Genomic DNA, 26,208 nt, shown 5'->3' on the forward strand with positions numbered 1-26,208 from the left:
TTATTTTTTACAGTTTTTACATACCCCATAAATTTCAATTATATAATGAAGTGGTTCAAAATCAGTTTCTTTAATACCAAGAAGATTAAAAATCTTATCAACCTCAGGAGCATTAAATTCAATTATTTTCCCACAATTTGTACAAATAAAATGTATATGAGGTTTTGTTGATATTTCATAATTCATGTGTCTTTTATGAAATGATGTTTTTCTAACAAGACCTTTACTTTCAAGAATAGATAGAGTTCTGTAAACACTTGTTAAACTAACTCCTTTTGTTTTTAGAGATTCGTAAATATCCATAGCAGAAAGGTGTTTCCCTTTATTCTTTATTAAAAATCTTAAAATCTCTTTTCTTTCTTTTGTTGTTCTAAAACCAAAATTTGAAAATACTTTATCTATCAATTAATTAGCTCCTCTAATTAAGTTTATATAAAAAAGATATATTATATTATAAACAATTTTTTGTCTAATCTCTTCTCTTGTACCATATAAAATAAAACTTTTTTTTATGAATTTATCACAAAATAAAATTGATACATAAATTAAACCTTTATTTTTGCCTTCTTGTGTTATCGGACCTAAATTTCCAGTTACTCCAATTGAGTAATCAACATCAAATAGATACTTTGCTTTTTTTGCCATATCAAAAGATGTTTCAATACTTACTGCACCAAAATTTTTAAGAATTTCGCTATCGACCTTTAAAACTTTTTCTTTAATCTCATTTGTATATACAACTATAGAACCTTTAAAAAATTTTGATGAGTTTGGTAAAAAATTAAAAAGATATGAGAGATATCCACCGGTGCATGATTCAGAAATTCCCAGTGTCTTTTTTTCTTTTATTAATTTATTTCTTATTTCAATAAGATAATTCAATAGATATTTATTTTTCAAAGTAAAGTTTAGAAACTTTTGCACAGAGTTTTGCATTATTTATAAGAAGTGCTTTGTTTGCTCTTATTGTTTTTCCATTCGAGATTTTATGTAATTCTGAAAGAATAAAGGGGGTAATGTTTTTACCTTCAATTTTTTTCTTTTCTAAATTTTTCAAAACACTTTGAAGTATATCTTCAAACTCTTTTTTATCCATTTCATCTTCCTCAGGAACAGGATTTACTATTAAAAGGGAAGATGTATAAAATCTATCCCAAAAATCAATGTAGTTAATTAAATCTTCAATATTATCAAAATAATTATCAAGATAAATGTCAGTTTCTCTGTAATAAAAACCAGGTAGTTTATCAGTTTTAAATCCAACAACTGGAACTCCAAGAGTTTCAAGAAATTCCCAACTCTTTTTAATATCAAGAATGGATTTGAATCCAGAAGTTATTAAAACTACTTTAAATTTTGATAAAGCAAAAAGATCAGTAGAAATATCAAAATACTTTTCAAAACCAATATGTACTCCCCCAAGGCCACCTGATGCAAGAAATTTTAAACTAAAATGATCCATAACATAAAGCATTCCTGAAATTGTAAGTGCTCCACTTTTCATTGTTGACAAAAGATAAGGCACATCTCTCATATTAGCTTTTATTACATCTTTACTTTTTGCAAAAAATTCAAAATCTTCTTCTTTTAAACCAACAAGAATTTTTCCATCTCTTATTCCAATAGTTAATGGAGTGACTTCTTCTTTTCTTATTATCTCTTCTAATTTGGTTGCAATTTTTAGATTATCTGGATATGGAAAACCAAAAGAGATTAAAGTTGTTTCAAGGCATGTGTGAGGATAAAAACTACCTTTAAATTCATCAGAAAAGATAATTGAATCTTTACAACTTTTCGCCTTTTTCATATGGAACTCCATCTGCTGCAGGTGGAGTAGCTCTACCAACAAATCCAGCTAGAATAAGAATTGTTAAAATATATGGAAGTGCCAAGAAAAATCCTCTTGGAATTATTTTTAAAATTTGTGGAGCTTGAGTTTGAATATAAATTTGGATAACATTTGCTAGTGTGAAGAAAAGAGCAGCTAAAAATGTTCCAAGTGGTTTCCATTTTCCAAAAATCATTGCTGCAAGAGCAATAAATCCTAAACCAGCTGGCATATGATTATCAAATAAATCTAATTGTCCTATTGACATTGATGCACCTGCAAGGGCTGCAAAAAATCCAGACATAATAACTGCAAAGTACCTAATTCCATAAACATTAACTCCAAGAGTATCTGCTGCTTTAGGGTGTTCTCCAACTGCTCTATGTCTTAATCCCCAATGAGTATGATATAAATAAAAATGGACAATAAAAGGAAGAATAACAGCAAGCCATACGAAGATATTCATCGTTTTAAACAGGTCTCCCAAGATTGGAATTTTTGCAAGTGCTGGAAAAAGTGGTTTCCCCATAAATGATGCAACAGATGGTGAGTGCCCTGTAGTATTAAAATATCTTTCCAAGAAAAATGTCATACCACCAAGAGAGAAAACATTAATTGCAACTGCTGAAACAATTTGATTTCCTTTTAAAGAAATTGAAATATATCCATGTAAAAGTCCTGCTAAAACTCCAACTATAATTGCAAATAAAATACCAACCCATGGATTTCCAGCAAGTGGATCTCTTCCACCAGTTATAGGATCTATTACTTTTGAAGATATATAAGAACCAAAAACAGCAAAAAATCCTCCAAATCTCATTATTCCTTCAAGAGCAATATTAACAACACCAGCATTTTCACACATAACTCCACCAAGTCCTGCAAGAATAATTGGAGTTCCAAAAACTAACATTGAAGATATAAAAGATATAATAGTTTTAAGAAACTCCACTGATTACCTCCTTGCCCTTAAAAACTCTCTTTTCACCAATCTTAAAGAGGAGATACTTTATCCCAACTTGACCTGCAACAAAGATAGTTGCAACACCTTGAATTATATCTGCAAAACTCTTGTGAATTCCAATAAGTTGCATTCCAGTTGCTCCACCTCTAACAAGACCAAAGAAAAGAGATGCTATAAAAGTTCCCACAGGTGTGGTATTTCCAACTAATGCCATTGTTATACCATCAAATCCATAACCAGGTCTAAAAACACCAGGATATCTTCCTTCAGTTCCAAGAATCATACATGCACCACTTATTCCAGATAAAGCACCAGCAATAAACATAGAAATTATCATAGTTCTACTTATATTTATTCCAGCATAGCGTGCTGCTTCAAGGTTTAAACCTGTTGCTTGAATTTCATAACCAAGAATAGTTTTATTTATTAAGATATAAACTAAAATTACTGCAATTATAGCAATAAAAATAGTTGCATTTAATCGAGTCCCAGCAAAAAGTGGTTTTAATCTTGAATTATCTGTTATATAGGGTGTACCAGCAAGAACTGCTCTTGGATTATATCTTAATATATTAAATGGTCCAACGACTATCCAGTTCTCAACAAGGTGAATTGCAATCCAATTTAACATTATGGTTGTAATAACTTCATGTACACCTCTTTTTACTTTTAAAAATGCTGCAAATGCACCATAAAGTCCTGAAGCAACTGCGACAATCAAGAGTATTAGAGGTATTCCTATAAGAGGAGGCAAATTAAATTTAAAACCAAAATAAGCAGCAGTTATTGCACCAATAATAAATTGTCCTTCTGCTCCAATATTAAAAAGCCCTGCCTTAAAAGCAACTGTAATTGATAAACCTGTTAATGCGAGTATTGCTCCTTTAAGAATTCCTTCACCTGCAACTCTTAATGATATAAATTCTGCAAAACTTTTTCCAATTGCTCCTTGGAATAAAACTCTATATGCTTGAATAGGACTTTTTCCTGTAAGTTTAATCATAATTCCAGCAATTATAAATGAAATTATGACTGAAATTATTGGAACAAGAAAAGATGATAAATCTTCTTTTTTTGCATTCCACCAGTTAATAAATTTATCAATACTTGATAATTTTAAATTATTCATTATTGCACCTCTTTTTTCTCATATCTCTTTAGTCCTAACATAAGAAGTCCTAATTCTTCTTCTGTTGCATCCTTTGCATTCATCTCTCCAACTATTTCACCATTATACAAAACAGCAATTCTATCTGATAAACTCATAATTTCTTCAAGTTCAAGAGAAATAAGAAGTATTGCTTTCCCTGAATCTCTCTGCTCAACTAACTTTTTATGAACAAATTCTGTTGCTCCAACATCAAGACCTCTTGTTGGTTGTGATGCAATTAAAATGTCTGGATCATAAGAAACTTCTCTTGCAACTACAACTTTTTGTTGATTTCCACCAGAGAGCGCATCTACTTTAAGATATGGGTTTCTTGGTCTTATGTCATACTCTTCAACTTTACTATTTCCAAAAACTTTTATATAACCACTATTTAAAAATCTTCCTTTTGAAAAAAGTTTTTCTCTTTGTCTTCCTAAAAATAGGTTATAAGATACAGTAAAAGGTAAAACAAGCCCTCTCGCTCTTCTATCTTCAGGTATATGAGCCATTCCTAAATTTCTTAAAATTTTTGCATCACTTATGAGTATCTCCTTACCTTTAACTATTATTTTTCCACTTTCAATTGGTCTCAAACCAGTAAGAGCTTCAACAAGTTCTTTTTGTCCATTACCTTCAACTCCAGCGATTCCTAAAATTTCATATTTTCTTAATTTAAAAGATATTCCTTTAACTGCTGGAATACCTCTATCACTTAAAACTACAAGGTCTTTAACTTCAAGAACAACTTCTCCTGGTTCAACTCCTTTTTTTGGAATTTCTAGCACTACATCTCTTCCTACCATAAGACGTGCTAATTCTCTCTCATTAGTCTCCTCTTTATTTTTAATCCCCATAACTTTTCCATTTTTCAAAACACAAATTCTATCTGCAATTTCAAGAACTTCTTTTAATTTATGTGAAATAAATATAATTGTCTTTCCTGCTTTTTTAAGTTCTTTTATTGTTAAAAAAAGTTCTTTTGTTTCTTGAGGTGTTAATACTGCGGTTGGCTCATCTAAAATTAATATCTCTGCTCCTCTAAAAAGAACCTTTAAAATTTCAACTCTTTGTTGAATTCCAACTGGAAGATTTTGAATTTTTTCAAGAGGATCAACTTTAAGCCCATACTTTTCAGATAAATTTTTTACTTCTTCAATTGCTTTTTTTCTATCAAAAACAAATCCATTTTTTATAAACTCATTTCCAAGTACAATATTTTCATAAACAGTAAAAACTGGAACAAGCATAAAGTGTTGATGAACCATACCAACACCAAGTTCTATAGCTCTTTTTGGTGAATTATGTATTACTTTTTTTCCATTTATATATATTTCACCTTTATCAGGTGTGTAAAGACCATAAATAATATTCATTAATGTAGTTTTTCCAGCACCATTTTCTCCAACTATTGCAAATATCTCCCCCTTTTTTATTTGTAAATTGATATTATCATTTGCAATGACACCAGGAAAAACTTTAGTTATATTTTTTAACTCAATTGCGTACTCCAAACTCTCCTCCAAATATATTAAAAAAAGGGGTGAGGCTTAAACTTGCCTCACCCCTAAAGATTCATATAACCTTAATTATGGAACTTGAGGAGGAACAAATTTTGCAAATGCATCTCTTGAGTCTGGAACTGTAAATGTACCATCTGCAATCATCTTCTTTAGTTTTTCAACTTTTTCTAAAACTGCTGATGGTATCATATTCTTTGTATATTTCATAGGTGAAAGACCAACTCCACCCTCTTTTACTCCAAGAGAAACAATTCCTGATTTAAATGTATTTTCAACAACTGATTTAATTGAAAGCCAAACTGCATAGTCAACATGCTTAATCATAGATGTTAATACATTTCCTGGTGCCATATAATCTTGATCTGAATCTACTCCAACTGCAAAGAATCCTTGTCCTCTTTTTTGTGCTTCTTTTATTACACCAATACCGCATGCACCTGATGCGTGATAAACAATATCAGCACCAGCATCAAATTGTTGTTTTGCAATTTTTTGTCCATCATCTGCACTTGTGAAGTTTCCAGTGTATCCAATTAAAACTTCACATTTAGGATTAACAGTCTTTACTCCTGCTCTATATCCTGCTTCAAATTTATGAATAATAAATAGGTCCATTCCACCAACAAATCCTACTTTATTTTTCTTTGTCATCTGTCCTACAAGAGCACCAACAAGGAATGAACCTTCATGCTCTTTAAATGTATAGCAAACTACATTTGGTGGTGCAGGATCAATAACACCATCTATTAACATAAAGTATGTATTTGGATATTGTGGTGCAACTTCTTTTATAGCATCTGTTAACATAAATCCAACACCAATAACAAGTTTACAACCCTCATCTGCTAACTTCTTTAAATTTGGAATATAATCTTCATTTGCTTTTGATTCAAGAACAAGTGGTTCAATATCAAATTTTTTAATTCCTCTATCTAAAAGATCTGGTGCTTCATCTTCAATACTCTTTTTATACTCTTCATCTGTTAATGGTTGATAACCAACACCAGCAACCATCTTAAGTCCAGCACCCCATGCTTCTAAACCTCTTAATGCTGAATCGTTAAATGATTTGTCACCTCTACCACCTACGTCTGTAACTAATCCAACTTTAATAACTGGTGATAAAGATATGTCTTTTGTTATTGTTTTTCCTGCTTCAATAGTTACTTTTTCAGTAAAATCTTTATAACCTTTGAGTGTAATTTTTAAAGTTTGTTCACCCTTGGGGACATCTTTAATTTCATATTTACCATCGCTTCCAGTGGTGGCTGTCTTTCCACCAATTGTTACTGTTGCACCTGGAACTGCTTTTCCAGTTGCTTTATCTTTTACTGTACCAGAAATTGTACCTGTAGTTTTTGCGCATCCAGCAAAAATTACACCAACTAAAAGTAATACCAAAAAAATTGTTAAAGTTTTTTTCATTTATGCCCTCCTTCTTTAAGAAAAATTTTGAGAATTTTTATGATTAACAATCACCTCCTTTCCATTTTAAAAATTATACCACACTTTCATAGTGACAAATAATATTTGCAATTTTTATTATATGATCACCAATTCTTTCAAGATTTGAAATTGTATCAAGATATATAACACCCGCTTCATTTAAACAAATCCCTTGTTTTAATCTTTCAATATGATTATCTCTCATACAATCTTCTAATCTGTCAATCTCTATTTCATTTTTCTTAACTTCATCATAAAAATCAAAATCATTATTATATAAATTTTCTTTTACTAATAAGAAATTTTTATAAACTAATTCAAACATTTCTTCTAATTCTTTCATAGCATATTGAGAATATGGAATTTTTTCTTCTAATCTATTTAACTCAATTTGGGAAGTATTATCTATGATATCTCCAATTCTTTCAAATTGAGAAGATACAATAAGTAATCGAGGTATCTCTCTCGCTTCTTTTTCTGGAAGAGAAAGAGATGAAATTTTTGAAACATATCTTGATATTTCTCTGTTAACAAAATTAATTGTTTCCTCTCTTGAAGTTATATCTAAAACAGCACTTTTATTTTTATTAAAAATGAGCTCTCTTAAACATATAAAATTATTATTTACAATTTCTCCTAATCTTTTTATTTCATTAACCAAAGCATCATAAGCAACAATAGGAGATTTTAAAATTGAAGGATTTAAATATTTAACTCCGGTTTCAATTAATTTTTCTTCACCTGGCAATAATTTTGTAATTAAAGCAACATATTTTGATGTAAAAGGTAAAAAAATCAATGTATTTATAACATTAAATAGAGTATGAGAATTAGCAATTTGTTTAACTGTATCTGAAGTAAGAGATGATATAAACAAAATATAGGGTTTTAAAATAATTAAAAATATTAATGTACCTATAACATTGAAAAGTAAATGTGATAAAGCAGTTCTTTTTGCTGATAATTTTGTTCCAATACTTGCTATTAGTGCAGTAACACAAGTTCCAATATTTGCTCCTAATATTAAAGGAAAGGCAGAATTTATGTCAACTAATCCTTCCATACCAAGTGCTTCAATTATGCCAACTGTTACACTACTACTCTGTTGAATTGCTGTGAAAATTGTTCCTGCAAGTACTCCTAAAATTGGAACCTTTCCAAATTCAGTAAAAACATCAACAACTTTTTGTGATGCTCTTAATGGACTAACTGAAGAAGTCATAATTTCAATAGCGATAAAAATTAAACCAAAACCCATTATAAATTCACCAAAATACTTTACTCTTTTTCTGAATGGTAAGAAATATAACAAAAATCCAACTGTGAAAAACAAAAATCCATATTTAGTTATTTTTAAAGCAATAATTTGTGCTGTTATTGTTGTACCTATGTTTGCACCAAAAATAATACCTACTGCTTGATAAAGAGTTAATATGCCACTATTAACCAAACTAACAACAATTACTGTTGTTGCAGAACTTGATTGAATTATAGAAGTAACTATAAAACCAAGTAAGACACCCATAACTGGATTTGAAGTTGCTTTTTCTAAAATTTTTTTTAGATTTTGTGCTAATGCTTTTTGAATACCATTAGATGTGATATGAATACCATAAATAAAAAGAGCAATGCCTCCAATTAAAGGAAAAATAATTTTTGTTAGCACATTAAGAACTCCTTAAAGATAATTTAATACCCTCCTCCACTCTTTCAATTAAATGAAATTTTAAACTGTTTTTAATTTGCTTTGGAATTTTCTTGAGATCATTCTCATTCTCTTTTGGAATAATTACCTCTTTAATTCCTGCTCTGTGTGCTGCAAGAACTTTAATCTTAAGACCTCCAATTGGTAAAACTTTTCCAGTTAAAGTTATCTCTCCTGTCATTGCAACTTCTTTTTTAACTGGAACTTCTTTAATTGTTGAAATCATTGCTGTAAGCATTGCAATTCCTGCAGATGGTCCATCTTTTGGAACAGCACCTTCTGGAACATGAACATGAAAATCAAATTTTTTATAAAAATCTTTATCCTCAATTCCAAGTGTATCAGCATGAGATCTTATATAAGAGAATGCTGCATGTGCTGATTCTTTCATAACATCTCCAAGTTGTCCTGTTAGAATAAGTTTTCCATCTCCTTTCATTTTAACAACTTCGATTTTTGTAATGTCTCCTCCAAATGGTGTCCAAGAAAGACCAGTTGCAACACCAATTTCATCTCTCTCTTCTTTTATTCCAAATCTATATAGTGGATATTCTAAATATTTAAATAAATTTTTTGCTGATACTGTAACTTTTTTAAAGTTTTCACCTTTCTCAAGTTTCTCTTTTGCAACTTTTCTTAAAATTTTAGAAATCTGTCTTTCAAGTTCTCTTAATCCAGATTCTCTTGTATATTCTCTTATTATTTTTAAATATGCCTCATCTGTAATTTTAACATCATCTTCATTTAAACCATTAAAGTTTAGTTGTTTTGGAAATAGATATTTTTTAGCTATGTGAAGTTTTTCATCTTCAGTATAACCTGGAAGGTAAATTATCTCCATTCTATCTAAAAGTGGCGGAGGAATTGTGTGAGTAACATTTCCTGTTGTAATAAATAAAACATCAGAGAGATCAAACGGAATTTCAATATAATGATCAGAAAAATGTGAATTTTGATCTGGGTCAAGAGCTTCAAGAAGTGCTGCTGATGGGTCTCCTCTAAAATCTACTCCGACTTTGTCTATTTCATCTAAAAGGAAAACTGGATTTCTTGTACCTGCTTCTTTTATCCCCTGTATTATTCTTCCAGGAAGAGCTCCAACATATGTTCTTCTATGACCTCTTATTTCTGCTTCATCTCTAATTCCACCAAGAGATACATGAACAAATTTTCTTCCAAGTGCTCTTGCTATAGATCTACCTAGAGATGTTTTTCCTACTCCAGGAGGTCCTATAAAACAAAGAATTGGGGATTTTGGCTTTTTTGTTAATCTTCTTACTGCAAGATACTCAAGAATTCTTTCTTTAACATCTTCAAGACCATAATGATCTTCATCTAAAATTTTTTGTGCTCTTAAAATTTCAATCTCATCTTTTGTTGATTTATCCCATGGTAGATCTAGAAGCCAATCAAGATATGTTCTAATAACTGCTGCTTCCATTGCCATAGGTGGCATTTTTGATAAGCGCTTCAACTCTTCATTAAATTTTTCTAAAACATAATCTGGTAATTTTCTTCCCTTTAGTTTATTTCTATATTCTTCAACTTCTTCAGAATACTCTTCAGATTCACCTAATTCTCTTTTAATTGCTTTAAGTTGCTCTCTTAAGAAATATTCTCTTTGTGTTTTATCAACTTGTGATTTTACTTTCTCTTCAATTTCATTTGTTATTTTTAGAAGTTCAACCTCTTTTGAGAGAAGTTTTATTAAAATTTCAAATCTCTCTTCAATATTTATAGTTTCTAAAATTTTCTGTTTATCTTGAATAGGAACAATTATATTTGATGCAACTATATCTAAAAATCTTGTAGGATCTCCAATATCTTGAACAGCTGTTAAAGAATCTATTGGAATTTTTTTTGACAATCTTACATAATCTGCATAAAGGTCAAGTGTAACTCTTGTTAAAGCCTCGATTTTTGGTGTAATCTCAACTTTATCTTCTATCTCTGTTACTTCTGCTTCGAAATAGGGTTCAACTTTTGTATAATTTTCAATTTTGACTCTTTTTATTGCTTCAACTATAACTCTTTCAGTTCCATCTGGAAGTTTAACATTTTGTAAAATTTGAGCAAGAACACCTATTTCATATAAACCCTCTGGTGTTGGATCTTCCTCTTCTTCTATTTTTTGAGTGACAAGAATAAGAAGTTTATCTTTTTTTATTGCTTCTTCAAATGATGCAAGCGATTTTCTTCTTCCAACAAAAATTGGAAGGACAGTGTGAGGAAAAACTACAACATTCCTTAATGGTAAAACAGGATAAATTGTCTTCTTTTCCATATTTATTTCCTATTCTCTAAAACTTCATCAATTATTCCATAATCTTTTGCTTCATATGAAGTCATATAATAATCTCTATCAGTATCTTTTTCAATTTTATCAAGGGGTTGCCCAGTATGTTTTGATAAAATTTCATTAATTTTATTTTTTACTCTTATAATCTCTTTTGCTACAATTTCAATATCTTTTGCTTGGCCCTGCACCCCACCCCATGGTTGGTGTATTAAAATTCTTGTATTTGGTAATGCATATCTTTTATTTTTAGTACCTGCTGCAAGAAGTACAGCAGCCATACTTGCTGCTTGGCCTACACATATTGTTGATACAGGTGCTTTTATAAATTGCATTGTATCGTATATTGCAAGACCTGCTGTAACTTCTCCTCCAGGACTATTTATATATAAATTTATATCTCTTTCAGGGTCTTCTGCCTCAAGAAAAAGAAGTTCTGCTATAATTGCATTTGCTACCTGATCATTAATTTCAGTTCCAAGAAAAATAATTCTATCTTTAAGTAATCTTGAAAAAATATCATAACTTCTTTCACCATATGGTGTCTTTTCTATAACCCATGGTATAACCTGATTAATCTCTTTCATGTCTTCTCCTTTCTTCCAATATATTTATAACATAATTATCTTCAACTTGCTCAAAATCCTCATAAAACTGTCCAACCGCATAAAAAAAGTGTGGAAGATACAATGAAATAAATAGATCTACCTCTTTTTCTATTCTTTCTTTTGCATCAATACTTGAAACAGGAACAGCAACAATTGTTTTGTTTGGATTTTTATTTTTTATAGTTCTTACTGCAATTAACATTGTTTCTCCTGTTGCAATTCCATCATCAACAACAATTGCAGTTTGATTAGTTAAATCTTTTAATTGTTTACCACCTCTAAATAATTTAACTCTATCTTCAAGAGTTTTTCTTTTTCTTTCGATTGTTTTTTTTAAAAGCTCTTCATTTTCTTTTTCTCTTAAAAAAATTGTTCCATCTTCACTTATTGCACCAATTGCATACTCTTCATTGTAAAAAGAAGGAATTTTAGAAACAATAATAATGTCAAGAGGGCAATCTAAAATCTTACTTATTTCATAACCAATTACAACTCCTCCTCTTGGTATGCCAAAAACAATAGGATTTTTTAAGTTTAACTCTTTTAATTTTTTTCCTAATAGTATTCCTGCTTCTTCTCTATTTCTGAATATCAACTTTTGTTTTCTCTTTTGAAATTAAAGTTTCTTTATTTACTCCCATTGTGCATTTTCCTTCTAAAACCCCTCCCTCTTCAATTGCAATTTTAGATGTATGAACATCACCAATTAATTTTCCAGTTGAATAAATTTCTACTTTTCTATCAGAAAAAACATTTCCATTAATAACTCCCATTATTTGAACTTCAGCTGCCTTAATATTTGATTCAACAACTCCTTTTTCTCCAATTGTTACTATTCCTTTAACTTCAATTTCACCTTTTACTTTTCCATCAACTCTTAAACTACCTTCACAAATAATTTTTCCTTCAACTGTTGTTCCTTCACCAATATATGACTGTGCTGAATCTCTTACAACTTCTTCTTTTGATGCTTTTCCGAATGGCATTACTACCTCCTTTTTGAAATTTATGGAGCGGGAAACGGGATTCGAACCCGCGGCCCTCGGCTTGGGAAGCCGATGCTCTACCCCTGAGCTATTCCCGCCTAATGATATTATATCAATAATTTTAAGTATCTACATAAAATATCTCATTTTTTCTTATAAAACTTGGTAATAATTCTTTTAGTGGTATCTTTTCAATTTGAGATTTATAGATAAAAATTGATTCTTTCTTAATTTCAATTTCTTTTTCATTTAAAATAAATTTTTCCCATTTTGAATGAAAATTTAATGTTCTTAAAGGAGGCAAAACGTATAAATTTGGATCAAATTTAATTGGTTGAGGGAAATAATCATGATGTACAAGATATTGATAAATTTTTATATTCTCAAAATTTGATAAAACCTCTTTTAATACCTCTCCACTTACTTTATGGTCTTTATGCTTATCATAAGATAAAGGTATAAATACTTTGTCAGGTTTATAATTTTTAACTATTCCGTAAAAATCTATATAAAGTTCATTTCTATATTTAAATAATTTACCATCGGGATAATTCAAGAAAATTAAGTTATCTTCTTTTAAACCAAGCAAAGAAGCAGCATTTCTTAATTCATTATATCTAATCTCTTTCTTATGTCTCTTATTTCCATCAGTAATTAAAACTATAAAAACATTTGATTGATTTATAATTGCTCTATGTATATAACCACCACAAGCAATGGTTTCATCATCAGGATGTGGAGAAAAAACAATTATTCTTTCATTTTTTTTTGGATTTTCAATTTCAGGCAATAAATTTATTGCTCCTTGTGGTAAAACTTGAGTTGCTCTTATAAAAAATAAACCATAAATTAAAATAATAAAAAGAGAGAAAAGAATTAAATATTTATATAATTTTTTCTTTTTCATATAATTAAATTTTACTATTAAATTATTTATTGAGTACTTCTTTAAGTTTTTCTATTTCATTATTACTTAACCTATTTTTAACCCATACTTCTTTTAAATTTTTAACAATAAAATCTATTAAATTCATAGTCACCTTTCTTATTCCTCCATCTGGAAAACTAGTATCACCAATATATCTTGGTATTAAATGAAAATGAATATGTTCTATTGATTGACCTGCAACTTCTCCAAGATTTAATCCAAAATTAAAACCAGATGCTTTAAGAACTATTTCAATACCAATTTTCACTTTTTTATATGTTTCAAAAATATTTAAAATTTCTTCATCGTTTAAATCTTCTAATTTCAAAACATGTCTATTTGGAATAATTAATGTATGTCCTTTAGTTACAGGAAATATATCAAGAAGTGCAAAAGAAAATTTATTTTTAAAAATTACTCTTTCATTTTCAGGTTCACAAAAAGGACAAAAATTCATATTTCCTTTATATTATATTTTCTTTCTCCCAAGCCAATCTCTTCACCATATTCAAGTTGTCTTATACCAGAAATTTTGTGGACATATAAAAATTTATCTTCATTTTCTAAAGTTTTATAATCTAATGAGTGAACTTTTAGGGCCTCAATATTTTTTATTGCATCAAAAGATGCTTGATCAACTGCAACAATATCTTTTGAACCAAACAAACCAATATCTCTTATTATATTTTCATCATGCCATGGTAAACAATCACAATCTGGTGATACATCCAAAACGAAATTTAAAAAGGAGATTCTTTCTTCAAAAAATTTTTTTACTCCAAAAGCATATTCGACCATTTTTTCCTCTAAAATTTCACTTGAGCTTCCCCAAGATGTTTTAATTGCATTTGTTGGACAAACAGTAACACATTCTCCACATCCAATACATTTTGAATAATCGAAACTTGCTTTTTTATTTATAATTTCAATTGCATTTTCAGGGCAATGATCTCTACATTTACCACAGCCAATACATCTTTCAAAAATAAATGGTGGTTTAAAATCTGCATGTTGCTGTTGTTTTCCTGCTCTTGAAGCACAACCCATAGCTACATTTTTAATGCTCCCTCCAAAACCTGCTGACATATGACCTTTGAAGTGAGTTAAAACAACAAGATAATCTGAATCAATAATTGCACCACCAATTTTTACTTTTTTAAAGTGTTTTAAGTTTACTTCAATTTCATAAAAATATTGTCCTCTTACTCCATCAGCAATTACAATTGGACAACCCATTGAGGAGTAAGAAAATCCATTGTATATTGCAGTGTTCAAGTGATCAATTGCATTTGACCTTGAGCCTCTATAAAGAGTGTTAGTATCTGTTAAAAATGGTTTACCTCCTAAATCCTTAACAAGGTCAACAATCTGCCTTACAAAAATTGGCCTTAAAAAACCATGATTACCTAACTCTCCAAAATGAAGTTTAATTGCAACTAGATCACCATTTTTAATCTCTTTAATAAGTTTAGATGCTAAAATTTTAATTTTTCTTAAAAATGACCTCTCTTCATTTTCTGCTCTGAGTGAAGCAAATAAAACTTCAGCCATTTTAAATTTTCCTTTCTAATAAATTTTATTCATTCTCTTCAAAAATTAATGGAATAATAATTGGTTTTCTTCTTGTTCTCTCATAAAGAAATGAAGAAAGAGCACCTTGTAAATCTCTTTCAAGTATATCTTTTGAATAAGAGTGATTTGAATTATATATCTCCTCTACTCTTTCTTTAGCATCTTTTATTATTTTATTAAACTCAATTCCATTAAAAAATCCTCTTGATGAAAAACTTATGTCTTTTATTTTCCCTTTATTTATTAAAATACCTAATACAACAATACCTTCTTTTGCTAAAATTTTTCTATCTTTTAAAACTTCACTCTCTTCAGATTCAAGACCAAGCCCATCAATAAAAAGATCTCCTGTGTTTTCTTTTTTTCCTCTTCTAACATGGTCCTTTGTGACTATTAAAGTATCACCATTTTCAACTACAAAAATTTTATCTTCACTTATACCAATCTCTTTTGCTACCTTTTTGTGAGCATAAAGGTGTCTTGCTTCTCCATGAATAGGAACAAAATAATCTGGTTTAATAAGTTGAAGCATTATTTTTAACTCCTCAGTTGAAGCATGTCCTGATACATGAACACCATCTTCTTCTCTATAGATAACTTCAGCATTAAGATAAAAAAGAGAATTTATAATTTTGTTTACATATTCTTCATTTCCAGGAATTGGATGTGCAGAAATTATAACTGTATCTTTTGGAAGAATTTTTATTTTATCATGTGCTGAATTTGCAAGTCTTGTAAGCCCTGAAAGTGGTTCACCCTGACTTCCAGTTGTTAAAATAACTAATTTCTCTTCTGGAACAAGAGAAAGTTCATCAATCTGGATCATTAGATCATTTGGAATATTTAAAAAGCCGAGTTTTTTAGAAATTGTAATTATAATTACAAAACTTTTTCCATCAACATAAACTTTTTTATTTAGTTTATGAGAAATATCAAAAATTTGTTGGATTCTATGAATGTTTGTTGAGAAAGTTGTAATTATAATTCTTCCTTTTATTTTTCTAAAAAGATCAAAAAGCCTTTCACCAACAACCCTTTCAGAACCAGTAAAACCTTCTTTTGTTGCATTTGTAGAATCTGATAGAATGAGTAAAACTCCATCTTGTCCAATTTTTCCTAATTTTTGAAGATCAATTGCTTTTCCATCAATTGGAGTTGTATCAATTTTAAAATCTCCTGTATGAAAAATTCTTCCAGAAAAGGGATTTTCAATTAAAAAACCAAGTCCGTCTGGAATTGAATGATTTACATAAACTCCCTCAAGTGTAAAATTTCCTATTTTAAATTTTTCATTTGGTTTTATTTCAACTTCTTCGTATGGTTTTAATTTACCTGGAATTACAGTTGAAGCAAGACCAAGAGTTAGTTTTGTTCCATAAAGAGGAAGTTTTACTTTTTCAAAAATATATTTTATAGAACCAATATGATCAAGATGACCATGAGTTATAACTATTCCTTTTAATTTATTTTTTATTTTATCAATATATGTTAGATTTGGAATTACATATTCAACTCCATACATTTCAATTTCAGGAAATTTAAAACCTGCATCAAGAATAAAAGCAGTTTCATTATCTTCAAAAATCATCATGTTTTTACCAATTTCGTTTAACCCTCCTAAAAAAGTTATTTTTACAAATTTACTTGATAATTCTTGCGAACTCATCTTGTGTTAAGCCTCCACATACACCAAAACCAAATTTTTCAAACTCTATTTCACTAAACTCTTTCATTAAATCATCTCTATTAACTTTTTGAATTCTTTCAATTACTTCTTCAATTTTCTCAACATAACCTTTTCTAAAAAAATTAACTCCATTTCTTTCACTTTTTGCCAAAGAGTTCTCTAATCTAAGAAGCAAATTTCCAATTAAAAATTCTTTACTTCTCTCTATCTCATCTATTTTAAAAGACTCTTTTTTTATTTTCTCAAATTCACTTTTAATTTCATAAAGAACTTTTTCTAAATTATTCTTGTTTGTTGCAAAATAGATTACTCCAGCCCCAGTTTGTTTATAAGATAAATTGAAAGAATAAATTGAATAAACTAAACCTAAATCTTCTCTTATCCTTTGAAATAATCTTGATGACATTCCACCACCTAAAACATTTAAAAGAACAAGATGAATAGGATATTCTTTTGTGAGAATTGAAACAGATTTAAAAGCCATGTGTACATAAACTTGTTTAATATCTTTATATCTAACTTTTATATCAGATAAAAAATTTGGTTCAAAAACTTCACTTATTTTTTTATCATAATCAAATTTTTTTAAATTTTCTTCTACTACCTTTTTAACTTCATCAAATTGAATATTTCCATAAAAAGAGATGATTAAATTTTCTGGATGATAAAAATTTTTAAAAAAGGAAAAGAGAGAATCTCTTGTTGAATTTTTTATATTTTCAACTTTTCCAATAACATCATAAGAAAAACTTGAATTTCCCCAAATAGCTTTTTTAAGTTCAATTAGAGAAAGTTCTTCAGGTGAATCCTCAATTGAGTTATACTCTTCAATAACAACATTTTTTTCTTTTTCAATTTCAATTTCAGGAAAAAGTGGATTTTGAATAATATCTAAAATAACATCAGTTGCTTTTTTAAAACTTCTATCTCTTCCTCTAATATAGTAGCCAGTATATTCACTTGATGTAAAAGCGTTCATATCACAACCAATTCCTTCGACTTCAATTGAAATTTCTTTTGAGTTTCTTTTAGGAGTTCCTTTAAAAACAAGATGTTCTATAAAATGTGAATATCCATTTGTCTCTTCACTCTCATAAATTGAACCTGCTGGTACCAAAATAAAAAGAGAGAAGGAAGGGAAATTTTCTCCTCTCTGGTATATTAATGTTGAGCCATTAAATAGTGGCTCAACTATTGTTTCGCTATCTGCCATCTATTCTCTTCTATCTCTTCTCCTTTCTCTATCTTCATCATCAAATATAATTCCTTTTTGAGTTAAATTAACTCTTCCAAGGTCATCAACATTTGCAACTTTAACAATTATTTCATCTCCAACTTTTGGCCAGAGTTTTGTATTTTTTGCAATATTACTTCTCATTTGAGATACATGAAGCAATCCATCTTTATTAGGTGTTATTTCAACAATTAAACCAAATTCTCTTACTTGCAAAACTTTTCCAAGATAAATTTTTCCAACCTCAATGTCTTGAGTGAGCTCTTTTATCATTTCTCTTGCTCTTTCTCCTGAATTGTAATCTGGTGCAGTTATATAAATTCTTCCAGTTGGTTCAATGTCAATTTGAACTTTTGTTTCATCTATAATTTTTTTGATAAATTTTCCTTGAGGACCAATAACATCTTTAATTTTGATTGGTTCAATTTCCATAACAATAACTCTTGGAGCAAGTGGTGAAATTTCTGGTCTTGGTTTATCAATAACTTTTAACATTTCACTTAATATATATAATCTTCCCTCTTTTGCTTGTTTTAGTGCTTTTTCAATTATTTCAAGATCTATTCCTTTTATTTTTATATCCATTTGAAGAGCAGTAACACCTTCTTCTGTACCTGCAACTTTAAAATCCATGTCTCCAAGATGGTCTTCCATTCCTTGAATATCAGAAAGAATTGTATATTTGTCTCCTTCTTTAATTAAACCCATTGCAATACCAGAAACAGGTCTTTTAATTGGAACTCCTGCATCCATTAAAGAAAGAGTTGAACCGCAAACAGAAGCCATAGATGTTGAACCATTAGATTCCAAAACTTCTGATACAACTCTTATTGAATATGGAAATTCTATCTCATCTGGAATAACTGCAAGAAGCGCCCTTTCTGCTAAAGCACCATGTCCTATTTCTCTTCTTGATGGACCTCTAAGAGGTTTAACTTCTCCAGTAGAAAATGGTGGAAAGTTATAATAGTGCATATATCTTTTTGTGAATTCTTCTTCAAGACCTTCAATGAGTTGTCCTTCTTTAAGACCTCCTAATGTTACAACTGAAAGAACTTGAGTTTGACCTCTTGTGAATAAACCAGAACCATGAGTTTGAGGTAAAAGACCAACTTTTATATAAAGTGGTCTAATTTCATCAGGTTTTCTTCCATCAACTCTTATATTTTTTTCAATAATCCTTTTTCTTACAAATTCTTTTAAAATTTTTGTGAATGTATAATCAAGTTTTTTTAATAACTCATTTTCTTCTTTTGTAAACTCCTCTTTTGTTTCAAAATCCTCTATGAAATATTTAAAAAGTTCATCCTTAAGTTTTTCAAGCTCCTCTTCTCTTTTTGTTTTCTCAGGAAAATTCTCAAGTATATCTTCAAACTTTGGCTCAAGAAACTCTTTTGATTTATGAATTATTTCATCTTCTACTAAGAATGGCTCAACTATAATTTTTTCTTTTCCATTTTCTTTTGCAAAATCTTTTATTTTTCTTGCAATTTTTTTAATCTCTTCATGTGCTAAATCAAGTGCTTTGAGTATATCTTCCTCTTTTACTTCTTTAAGACCTGCCTCAACCATAACAATATAATCTTCTGTTCCTGCGACAACAATATCCATTTCACCTTTATCTATCTCTTCAAATGTTGGATTAATTATAAATTTATCTTCAATTTTACCAACTCTTACTGCACCAACTGGACCTAAAAATGGTGCAGAAGATAGAGATAATGCAAGGGATGCTCCATTTAAGGCTAAAATATCTGCTGGATTCTCTTTATCTTGTGATAAAACCATTGCTATAATTTGAACATCATTATAGAAAAATTCGGGAAATAAAGGTCTTAAAGATCTATCTATTAATCTACCTTTAAGTATTTCTTCATCTGTTGGTTTTCCTTCTCTTTTATAAAATCCGCCTGGAATTTTACCAACTGCATAAAGTTTTTCTTCATAATCAACAACAAGTGGAAGAAAATCTTGCCCTTCTTTTACTTCTTTACTTACAGCACATGTAACTAAAACAACAGTACCACCACATTTTACTAGTGTGGCACTATCTGCTTGTTTTGCAACTTCACCAATTTCAAAAAAATATTTTTTATTAGAAATTTCAATTTCTAATGTCCGTTTATTTATATCTAAAATCATTTTTCTCCTTTAGAGAGTTAAATTACTTTCTTAAATTTAAACTCTCAATTAATTGTAAATATTTATCGTAATCTTTCTCCTTAAGATAATTAAGGAGTTTTCTTCTTCTTCCAACCATCTTAAGAAGCCCTCTTCTTGAGGAGTGATCCTTTTTATGCTCCTTAAGATGTTCGGATAACCTTCTAATCTTTTCAGTTAATATAGCAATCTGTACCTCAGGAGATCCTGTATCTTTTTCGTGTAATCTAAACTTTTCTATTATCTCCTGTTTTTCTTTTTTATCTAACATCTTTACCTCCTAACCTACCCTTTAACCCAGATTTAACTTTAATCCAGGTTAAGGATCATTGGTTTTATAACTTTAAAAAATTATATCATATTAAGGAAATTTTTCAAATTATATGGGTAAAAAATTATTTTTTCCAACCTAAAATATCATTTGCGGCAATAATTCCTGAAATAACTACTCCTTCAATTCCCCCTCCTGGAAATGTTGAAGCAGAAGCAAGATAAAGGCCTTTAATTGGAGTTTTAAAAAATGGCCTTTTTGTGTCAATTGATTGATCGAAAGAATAAAGAGCTCCCTCTGGCATCAATGTGTACCTTTCAAATGTTTTAGGTGTTGCTCCTTCTTTAATTAAAATTTTATCTTTAATTTCTGGAATTAATTTAATCAATTTTTCAATTGATTCATTAATATATTTCTCTTTTAAATTTTTATATTCCTCACTTTCTCTTTTAGGGAAATCATAATAATTAGCACCACTTATTATTGTTATACTTGATTTATTTGTTAGTGCTAAATTTGGATCAGCGTTTGAATTTATTACAACATCAATTTCATCATCAATATCTTTTATTAAATTTGGATAACCTTTTAAATCAATATCAACACTCAAAAAAGTCATAAAACATGATGGTGACATCCTTAAACTTTTAATATATTCTATATAATCTTTATCAATTTCTTTTTGATCAATGAGTTTTAAAAAAGTAACCTTTGCATTTATGTTTGAAATAACTATATCAGATTTAAAAAACTTTTCATTAGAAATTACTCCTTTTACAACTCCATTTTCAACAACTATTTTTTGAACTTCATGATTTGTTAAAACTTTCCCATTGTATTCTTCAATTTTATTTTTGAGAGAATTTGAAAAATTTTGGGCACCACCTTTAGGAAAATATCCTCCAAAAAGAAAATAAGAAACACAATTTGTTAAAGCGCTACTTGCATAAATTTTGTTTGGTGAAGAACCAACATAACCAACAAGAGATGATATAAGTTTTTTTAAATTATTATCTTTGAAATATTCATTAAGCTTATCTTCAAAAGTTTTATTCATCCAATCATAAAAATGAGGATGTTCCCTAGGATAATTTACAAGATATTTACTTCCTAAAACCTTCAAAATAAGTTCAGCAGGAAGTGGAGTGCCAAAAAATTTTACATCTTTATAACATTCAATATATGCATTTTTAGCATCATCAAAAAATCTTATAATATTTTCTTTTTCATGAGGAAATTTTTGAGAAAGAAGAGAAATAAAGCTTTCAAGATCCTTTTGATCAATTTTTTCACTATTTAAAATATATTGAGTTTTGTTCTTTACAAAAAGAGAGTCTTTATCTAAATTTAACTCTTTTAATAAATAAGAAATAGGCCCACCTTCCCATAAACCACTTACATCTTCAACTCCAGTGTTAAAAATAAATCCTTTTCTTCCAAAAGAAGAGCAATATCCACCAACTTTATAGTGTCTTTCAAGAACTAAAACTTTAAAACCATTTTTTGCAAGAAGCGATGCTGATGTTAAACCGCCAATTCCAGAACCTAAAACAATAATTTCATACTCATTCTCATCTTTTTGTTTTGCTCTATCAATCTTAACTTCAAAATCATACTTTTTTAAAAATTCTTTATAAACTCTTTTAATAAAATATTCAGGTGCTTTTGATGGAAATATGATTGAAAAAATTACTCCTAAAGCAATATTTATGTTTGAAAAAATCAAATTTAATGGAAACAATAAAAATAAATAAAAAAGAGAGTTTAAGCCATAAACAAAAATCCAAAAAATAGTGATAATATAATTTACAAAAATAAAAGTTTTATCTTTCCAGTAAACTTTTGGATAATCTTTTTTAGACACTTGAAATGTGTATGGGTTTTTAATTGTTATTGAAAATAAAGCCATTATAAAAAGAGTAAAATAGCCTAAAAGACCACTTTTTTCATAAAATATTTTATTTTTAAAAAATATAGTAAATATTAATGCTATTGAAAAATAGAAAAATGTGAAAAAATCCATTAAATTAAAATCTTTTCTTTTAATTTGTGGTAATAAAAGAAAAATTGTAATTATAAGTGGAATTAAAAGAGAAATAATTTTTTCTAAATTTGAAGTGCTCCAATAAATTATCCAAGGTATAAAAGATATTAAAATAAAGAGCATTCCTGGAATTTTAACTCTTTTCATAAATTTATTTTATTTAATTCCTTTTCAATAATTGAATAAATCTTAACAATTGGTAAATTTTTCTCTTCTGCAATTTTTTTAATATCATCATATTCAGGTGTAATTTTTTTCTCTCCTTTAAAATATGAAATTTTAATTCTTATTTTACCTAATTCTGTCTCTAACTCTTTAATTTCTCTTTTTAAAAATACTTTCTCAACTCTTGTTAACCTAACTCCAATTGATGTAGTCTCACTAAAAATTAGATCAATTAAGTTATTTTTATCTTTCTCTTCACATAAAATTGAGATTTTATAAGATGGTCTGTTCTTTTTCATATAAATTGGGGTAAAAAATACATCAAGGGCACCTAAAGAAAATGCTTTATCAATTATATATCCAAAAATTTGAGGATTCATATCATCAATATTTGTTTCTATAAGTGTATTGAAATCTTTTAAATAAAAATCATAAAGTTCTCCAATAAAAACTCTTAAGATATTTGGAATTTCAAAATCTTTTTTTCCAAGACCATATCCAATTTTTTCTATTTTCATAGAAGGTAAATCACCAAATGATGTACTAAGAGTTGTTATAATAGCTGCGCCAGTTGGAGTTGTAATTTCACCTTTGATTCCATTTGAAAATATTGGAACTCCTTTAAGAATTTCTATAGTTGCTGGTGCTGGGATAGGTAAAACTCCGTGATGAGTTTTTACAAATCCACTTCCAACAGGAACTGGAGATGAATAAACTTTTTCAACATTTAATAATCTTAATCCAATAACACTTCCAACGATATCAATAATTGAATCTAATCCCCCTAATTCATGAAGGTGAACTTCTTCAAATTTTTCATTTTCTGTTAATTTTATATTTTTACTCAAATTTTTTACTTCTTTTAGATATTTATATTTTTTAATCAACACATTTCTATTAAATCAATCCCTTTTCTTTCAGTGAGAGTATCAGAAATATTAATTTTAAAATCTGTTCCATAAATTCCATTTTTTTCTTTTTTTGTTATTTCAATCTCAAATCCAGTTAAATACAGTTTATCTATTTCTTTTTTCCATGTTGAATAATCAAGACCTAAATCAAAAAGTGCTCCTAAAATCATATCTCCACTTATGCCATTAAATAGATCAAAATAGATAATTTTCACTCTTCTTCACCAATTTTATTTATTAAACTTGCAAAAAAGCCAGCTCCAAAACCATTATCAATATTTACAACAGCAACTCCAGGTGAACATGAGTTAAGCATTGTTAAGAGGGGGGCAAGACCATTAAAATTAGCACCATAACCAATACTTGTAGGAACAGCAATTACTGGAACTTTAACTAAACCTCCAATAACACTTGGAAGAACACCATCCATTCCAGCAACAACTATTAAAACTTTTGCTTCTTTTATTTTTTGAAGATTATCAATTACTCTATGAAGACCTGCAACACCTATATCATAAATTTTTTCTACATTATTCCCCATAATTTTTGCTGTTTCATAAGCTTCTTCAGCAACTGGAATATCTGTTGTTCCAGCAGTAAGAATTATAATTTTTCCTTTAGGTTTTAACTCTTCTTCGCAAATTGAAATAGTTCTTCCAAGTGGGTTATATTGAGCGCTTTTTATTTTTTCTTTTACAAGTTTAAAAAGATTTTCATTACCTCTTGTTGCAAGAACTCTTTTCGACTTTTCATAAAGTTTTAATATAATATTTAATGCATCTTCATCTCTCTTTCTTTCACAAAATACAACCTCTGGAAAACCTTTTCTTATTTCTCTAAAATGGTCTATTTTAGCAAAACCAAGGTCTTCATAAGGGAGTTTCATGAGATCTTCTAAAGTCTCCTCAATTGATAATTTGTTTTCTTTAAAATCAGTTAGTAATTTTTTAAGTTTTTCTAAATCCACTTAAACTTTTCCTCAACCTTCTCTTTTTTATATCCTTCTAAATCAATAAGAGTTCCTTTAAACCCTATATCTTTAAACTTTTTAGTAATTTTTTCTAAATTTTTATAAATTATATCAATTTCATTAAGTAAAACTTCAATTTTTGCATATTCATTCATAATTCTAACCCTAACTAAAGAAATACCTAAACTTTTTAAATAATTCTCGCTTTCTTCTATCATTTTTAATTTTTCTAAAGTGATTTTTTCTCCAAAAGGAACTCTTGTTGCAAGACATGATTCAGGAGGCTTATTCCATGTTTTAAGATTGAGTTGTTTTGAAATCTCTCTTATTTCTTCTTTTGTGAATTTCAATTCTAAAAGGGGACTAATTATATTTAACTCCTTTAATGCTCTTAATCCAGGACGATAATCGCTTAAATCATCATAATTTGTGCCATCTAATATATTATTAAAACCTAAGTTGATAGAGAAATTTTTAATTTCTGAAAAAATTTTATATTTACAAAAATAACATCTATCTTTCGGGTTTTTCCTAATTATTTCATCTTCTAAAATATTAAATTTCAAAATATAACTTTTAATATTATTTTCTTCAGTAAAATTTTTAACAAATTCAATTTCTTCTCTTTTTTGAAATTCTGTATCTATTGTAATAGAAATTATATTTTCTTTTAAAGTATCATGTGCAACTTTGAGAAGAAAAGTTGAATCAACTCCTCCTGAAAATGCAATAGAAACTTTATTTAAATTTTTTAGATAATTTTTTAATTCATCTAATTTTTTATTTAAATCCATTAAATTTTATCTATCTTCTTCCTCAAAATCTTCTTCTTCCCAAATCTCCTCTTCTAAATCTTCTTCCTCTTCTTCGTAATCTTCATCTTCAATCTCTTCAATTATCTCTTCAAGTTCTTTTTCTCTTTCTTTTATTTTTTCAATTAGAATCTCTTTTAATTCATCTTCATCGTATAACTCTTCTAAAACTTCAAATACATCATAATTATCAAGTGTTTGTAATTCTTCATAAATATCATCAATAAGTTCTTTTACATTTTCATAATCTTTATAACTTTTTAAATCTCTAACCAAATCTTCTATTCTCATATCATATCTCCTTTCAAAGAAAATTTACAAATTATATTTTACTAATTTTTTATCAATTTATAAATCTTAAATGAAATAACTAAAAAATCATATTTATAATCATTTTGATAAATTTGATTTTACTTATATGGTCATAAAGTATCTTTATTATCTTAGAGATACATAAAAATTTTTTACTAATTTCTTTTTAATAATATTATATTTTTTTTTATATAATAGTTTTTAATTCTGCAACAAGATGCTTATTTAGTTTTCAAACCCTTATAAGTTAAATAAAAACAATATATGCGATGTTTATCGATTTTTGTGAATCAAATTGTTTCAATCCCTCATAGGCGAGCTAAAAACTTATCGTAAACTGATAAATTTATAGTGAGTTCTGAGTGTTTCAATCCCTCATAGGCGAGCTAAAAACTCATTATCTAACTCATCTAAAAATCTATTCTTTAGAACATTTCAATCCCTCATAGGCGAGCTAAAAACATATTAGGCTGTTTAAAATACCTTATATCTTTCATAAGTTTCAATCCCTCATAGGCGAGCTAAAAACGTTCGGAATTTATTAAAAATCCAATTAGAGTAAACCTAGTTTCAATCCCTCATAGGCGAGCTAAAAACTTTACAAAATTATAATAAGCCTCTAAAATAAATTTCAAGTTT

At 28.4% G+C, this 26,208-nt stretch carries 25 protein-coding genes, 1 tRNA gene and 1 CRISPR repeat array; all 26 genes read right to left on the minus strand.

What is annotated here, in order from left to right; translation table 11 throughout:
* Complete coding sequence (locus tag N3D74_04205; protein ID MCX8095367.1) at window positions 1–405, minus strand: transcriptional repressor; 405 nt, start codon at window positions 403–405, stop codon at window positions 1–3.
* The gene (locus tag N3D74_04210; protein MCX8095368.1) at window positions 406–900 is read right to left on the minus strand and encodes a CinA family protein; all 495 of its coding nucleotides are present in this window, start codon (window positions 898–900) and stop codon (window positions 406–408) included. It abuts the gene before it with no gap.
* Window positions 890–1,807 carry a pseudouridine-5'-phosphate glycosidase gene (locus N3D74_04215; protein MCX8095369.1) on the minus strand — a complete coding sequence of 306 codons (918 nt, stop codon included), beginning with the start codon at window positions 1,805–1,807 and terminating at the stop codon, window positions 890–892. Before N3D74_04215 ends, N3D74_04210 begins: the two co-directional genes overlap by 11 nt.
* Window positions 1,785–2,780, minus strand: coding sequence for an ABC transporter permease (locus N3D74_04220; protein MCX8095370.1), 996 nt, complete (start codon window positions 2,778–2,780; stop codon window positions 1,785–1,787). Before N3D74_04220 ends, N3D74_04215 begins: the two co-directional genes overlap by 23 nt.
* Entirely contained in the window at window positions 2,767–3,921 is a 1,155-nt protein-coding gene (locus tag N3D74_04225; GenBank protein ID MCX8095371.1) for an ABC transporter permease, read from the minus strand. The genes N3D74_04220 and N3D74_04225 overlap by 14 nt, the downstream gene beginning before the upstream one ends.
* Window positions 3,921–5,453, minus strand: coding sequence for an ABC transporter ATP-binding protein (locus N3D74_04230; protein MCX8095372.1), 1,533 nt, complete (start codon window positions 5,451–5,453; stop codon window positions 3,921–3,923). Before N3D74_04230 ends, N3D74_04225 begins: the two co-directional genes overlap by 1 nt.
* A gap of 75 nt (window positions 5,454–5,528) precedes the next feature.
* Window positions 5,529–6,887 carry a BMP family ABC transporter substrate-binding protein gene (locus N3D74_04235; GenBank protein ID MCX8095373.1) on the minus strand — a complete coding sequence of 453 codons (1,359 nt, stop codon included), beginning with the start codon at window positions 6,885–6,887 and terminating at the stop codon, window positions 5,529–5,531.
* A gap of 73 nt (window positions 6,888–6,960) precedes the next feature.
* Window positions 6,961–8,574 (minus strand): Na/Pi cotransporter family protein, encoded by a 1,614-nt coding sequence (locus N3D74_04240; GenBank protein MCX8095374.1) that lies wholly within the window; start codon window positions 8,572–8,574, stop codon window positions 6,961–6,963.
* Between the two features lies 1 nt (window position 8,575).
* Entirely contained in the window at window positions 8,576–10,897 is a 2,322-nt protein-coding gene (gene lon / locus N3D74_04245; GenBank protein MCX8095375.1) for an endopeptidase La, read from the minus strand.
* Between the two features lie 2 nt (window positions 10,898–10,899).
* Window positions 10,900–11,496: an ATP-dependent Clp endopeptidase proteolytic subunit ClpP gene (gene clpP / locus N3D74_04250; GenBank protein MCX8095376.1), complete on the minus strand. Its 597-nt coding sequence runs from the start codon at window positions 11,494–11,496 to the stop codon at window positions 10,900–10,902.
* Window positions 11,483–12,112 carry a phosphoribosyltransferase family protein gene (locus N3D74_04255; GenBank protein ID MCX8095377.1) on the minus strand — a complete coding sequence of 210 codons (630 nt, stop codon included), beginning with the start codon at window positions 12,110–12,112 and terminating at the stop codon, window positions 11,483–11,485. The genes clpP and N3D74_04255 overlap by 14 nt, the downstream gene beginning before the upstream one ends.
* Entirely contained in the window at window positions 12,096–12,503 is a 408-nt protein-coding gene (locus tag N3D74_04260) for a polymer-forming cytoskeletal protein (protein ID MCX8095378.1), read from the minus strand. The genes N3D74_04255 and N3D74_04260 overlap by 17 nt, the downstream gene beginning before the upstream one ends.
* Window positions 12,504–12,526: 23 nt before the next feature.
* Window positions 12,527–12,601, minus strand: a tRNA-Gly gene (locus N3D74_04265).
* 23 nt (window positions 12,602–12,624) lie between these two features.
* The gene (locus N3D74_04270) at window positions 12,625–13,410 is read right to left on the minus strand and encodes a PIG-L family deacetylase (GenBank protein ID MCX8095379.1); all 786 of its coding nucleotides are present in this window, start codon (window positions 13,408–13,410) and stop codon (window positions 12,625–12,627) included.
* Window positions 13,411–13,432: 22 nt separating this feature from the next.
* Complete coding sequence (locus tag N3D74_04275; GenBank protein MCX8095380.1) at window positions 13,433–13,888, minus strand: HIT domain-containing protein; 456 nt, start codon at window positions 13,886–13,888, stop codon at window positions 13,433–13,435.
* Window positions 13,885–14,982 (minus strand): DUF362 domain-containing protein, encoded by a 1,098-nt coding sequence (locus N3D74_04280; GenBank protein MCX8095381.1) that lies wholly within the window; start codon window positions 14,980–14,982, stop codon window positions 13,885–13,887. The genes N3D74_04275 and N3D74_04280 overlap by 4 nt, the downstream gene beginning before the upstream one ends.
* Window positions 14,983–15,007: 25 nt before the next feature.
* Window positions 15,008–16,669, minus strand: coding sequence for a ribonuclease J (locus N3D74_04285; GenBank protein MCX8095382.1), 1,662 nt, complete (start codon window positions 16,667–16,669; stop codon window positions 15,008–15,010).
* Window positions 16,644–17,903 (minus strand): insulinase family protein, encoded by a 1,260-nt coding sequence (locus tag N3D74_04290; protein MCX8095383.1) that lies wholly within the window; start codon window positions 17,901–17,903, stop codon window positions 16,644–16,646. Before N3D74_04290 ends, N3D74_04285 begins: the two co-directional genes overlap by 26 nt.
* The gene (locus tag N3D74_04295; protein MCX8095384.1) at window positions 17,904–20,066 is read right to left on the minus strand and encodes a polyribonucleotide nucleotidyltransferase; all 2,163 of its coding nucleotides are present in this window, start codon (window positions 20,064–20,066) and stop codon (window positions 17,904–17,906) included.
* Window positions 20,067–20,088: 22 nt separating this feature from the next.
* Window positions 20,089–20,355: a 30S ribosomal protein S15 gene (gene rpsO, locus N3D74_04300; GenBank protein MCX8095385.1), complete on the minus strand. Its 267-nt coding sequence runs from the start codon at window positions 20,353–20,355 to the stop codon at window positions 20,089–20,091.
* A gap of 124 nt (window positions 20,356–20,479) precedes the next feature.
* Entirely contained in the window at window positions 20,480–22,546 is a 2,067-nt protein-coding gene (locus N3D74_04305) for an NAD(P)/FAD-dependent oxidoreductase (protein MCX8095386.1), read from the minus strand.
* Window positions 22,543–23,451, minus strand: coding sequence for a nickel pincer cofactor biosynthesis protein LarC (gene larC, locus N3D74_04310; GenBank protein ID MCX8095387.1), 909 nt, complete (start codon window positions 23,449–23,451; stop codon window positions 22,543–22,545). The genes N3D74_04305 and larC overlap by 4 nt, the downstream gene beginning before the upstream one ends.
* The gene (locus N3D74_04315) at window positions 23,448–23,690 is read right to left on the minus strand and encodes a LarC family nickel insertion protein (protein ID MCX8095388.1); all 243 of its coding nucleotides are present in this window, start codon (window positions 23,688–23,690) and stop codon (window positions 23,448–23,450) included. Before N3D74_04315 ends, larC begins: the two co-directional genes overlap by 4 nt.
* Window positions 23,687–24,442, minus strand: coding sequence for a nickel pincer cofactor biosynthesis protein LarB (gene larB, locus N3D74_04320; GenBank protein ID MCX8095389.1), 756 nt, complete (start codon window positions 24,440–24,442; stop codon window positions 23,687–23,689). The genes N3D74_04315 and larB overlap by 4 nt, the downstream gene beginning before the upstream one ends.
* Window positions 24,433–25,239, minus strand: coding sequence for an ATP-dependent sacrificial sulfur transferase LarE (larE, locus tag N3D74_04325; GenBank protein MCX8095390.1), 807 nt, complete (start codon window positions 25,237–25,239; stop codon window positions 24,433–24,435). Before larE ends, larB begins: the two co-directional genes overlap by 10 nt.
* Before the next feature lie 6 nt (window positions 25,240–25,245).
* On the minus strand, window positions 25,246–25,548 hold the full coding sequence (locus tag N3D74_04330; protein ID MCX8095391.1) for a hypothetical protein: 303 nt from the start codon (window positions 25,546–25,548) through the stop codon (window positions 25,246–25,248).
* A 251-nt stretch (window positions 25,549–25,799) separates the two neighbouring features.
* Window positions 25,800–26,166: direct repeats of the CRISPR family, unit length 29 nt; unit sequence TTTCAATCCCTCATAGGCGAGCTAAAAAC.
* Window positions 26,167–26,208 lie beyond the last annotated feature (42 nt).

The sequence above is a fragment of the Caldisericia bacterium genome (genome assembly GCA_026414995.1).
Lineage (GTDB): Bacteria > Caldisericota > Caldisericia > B22-G15 > B22-G15 > JAAYUH01.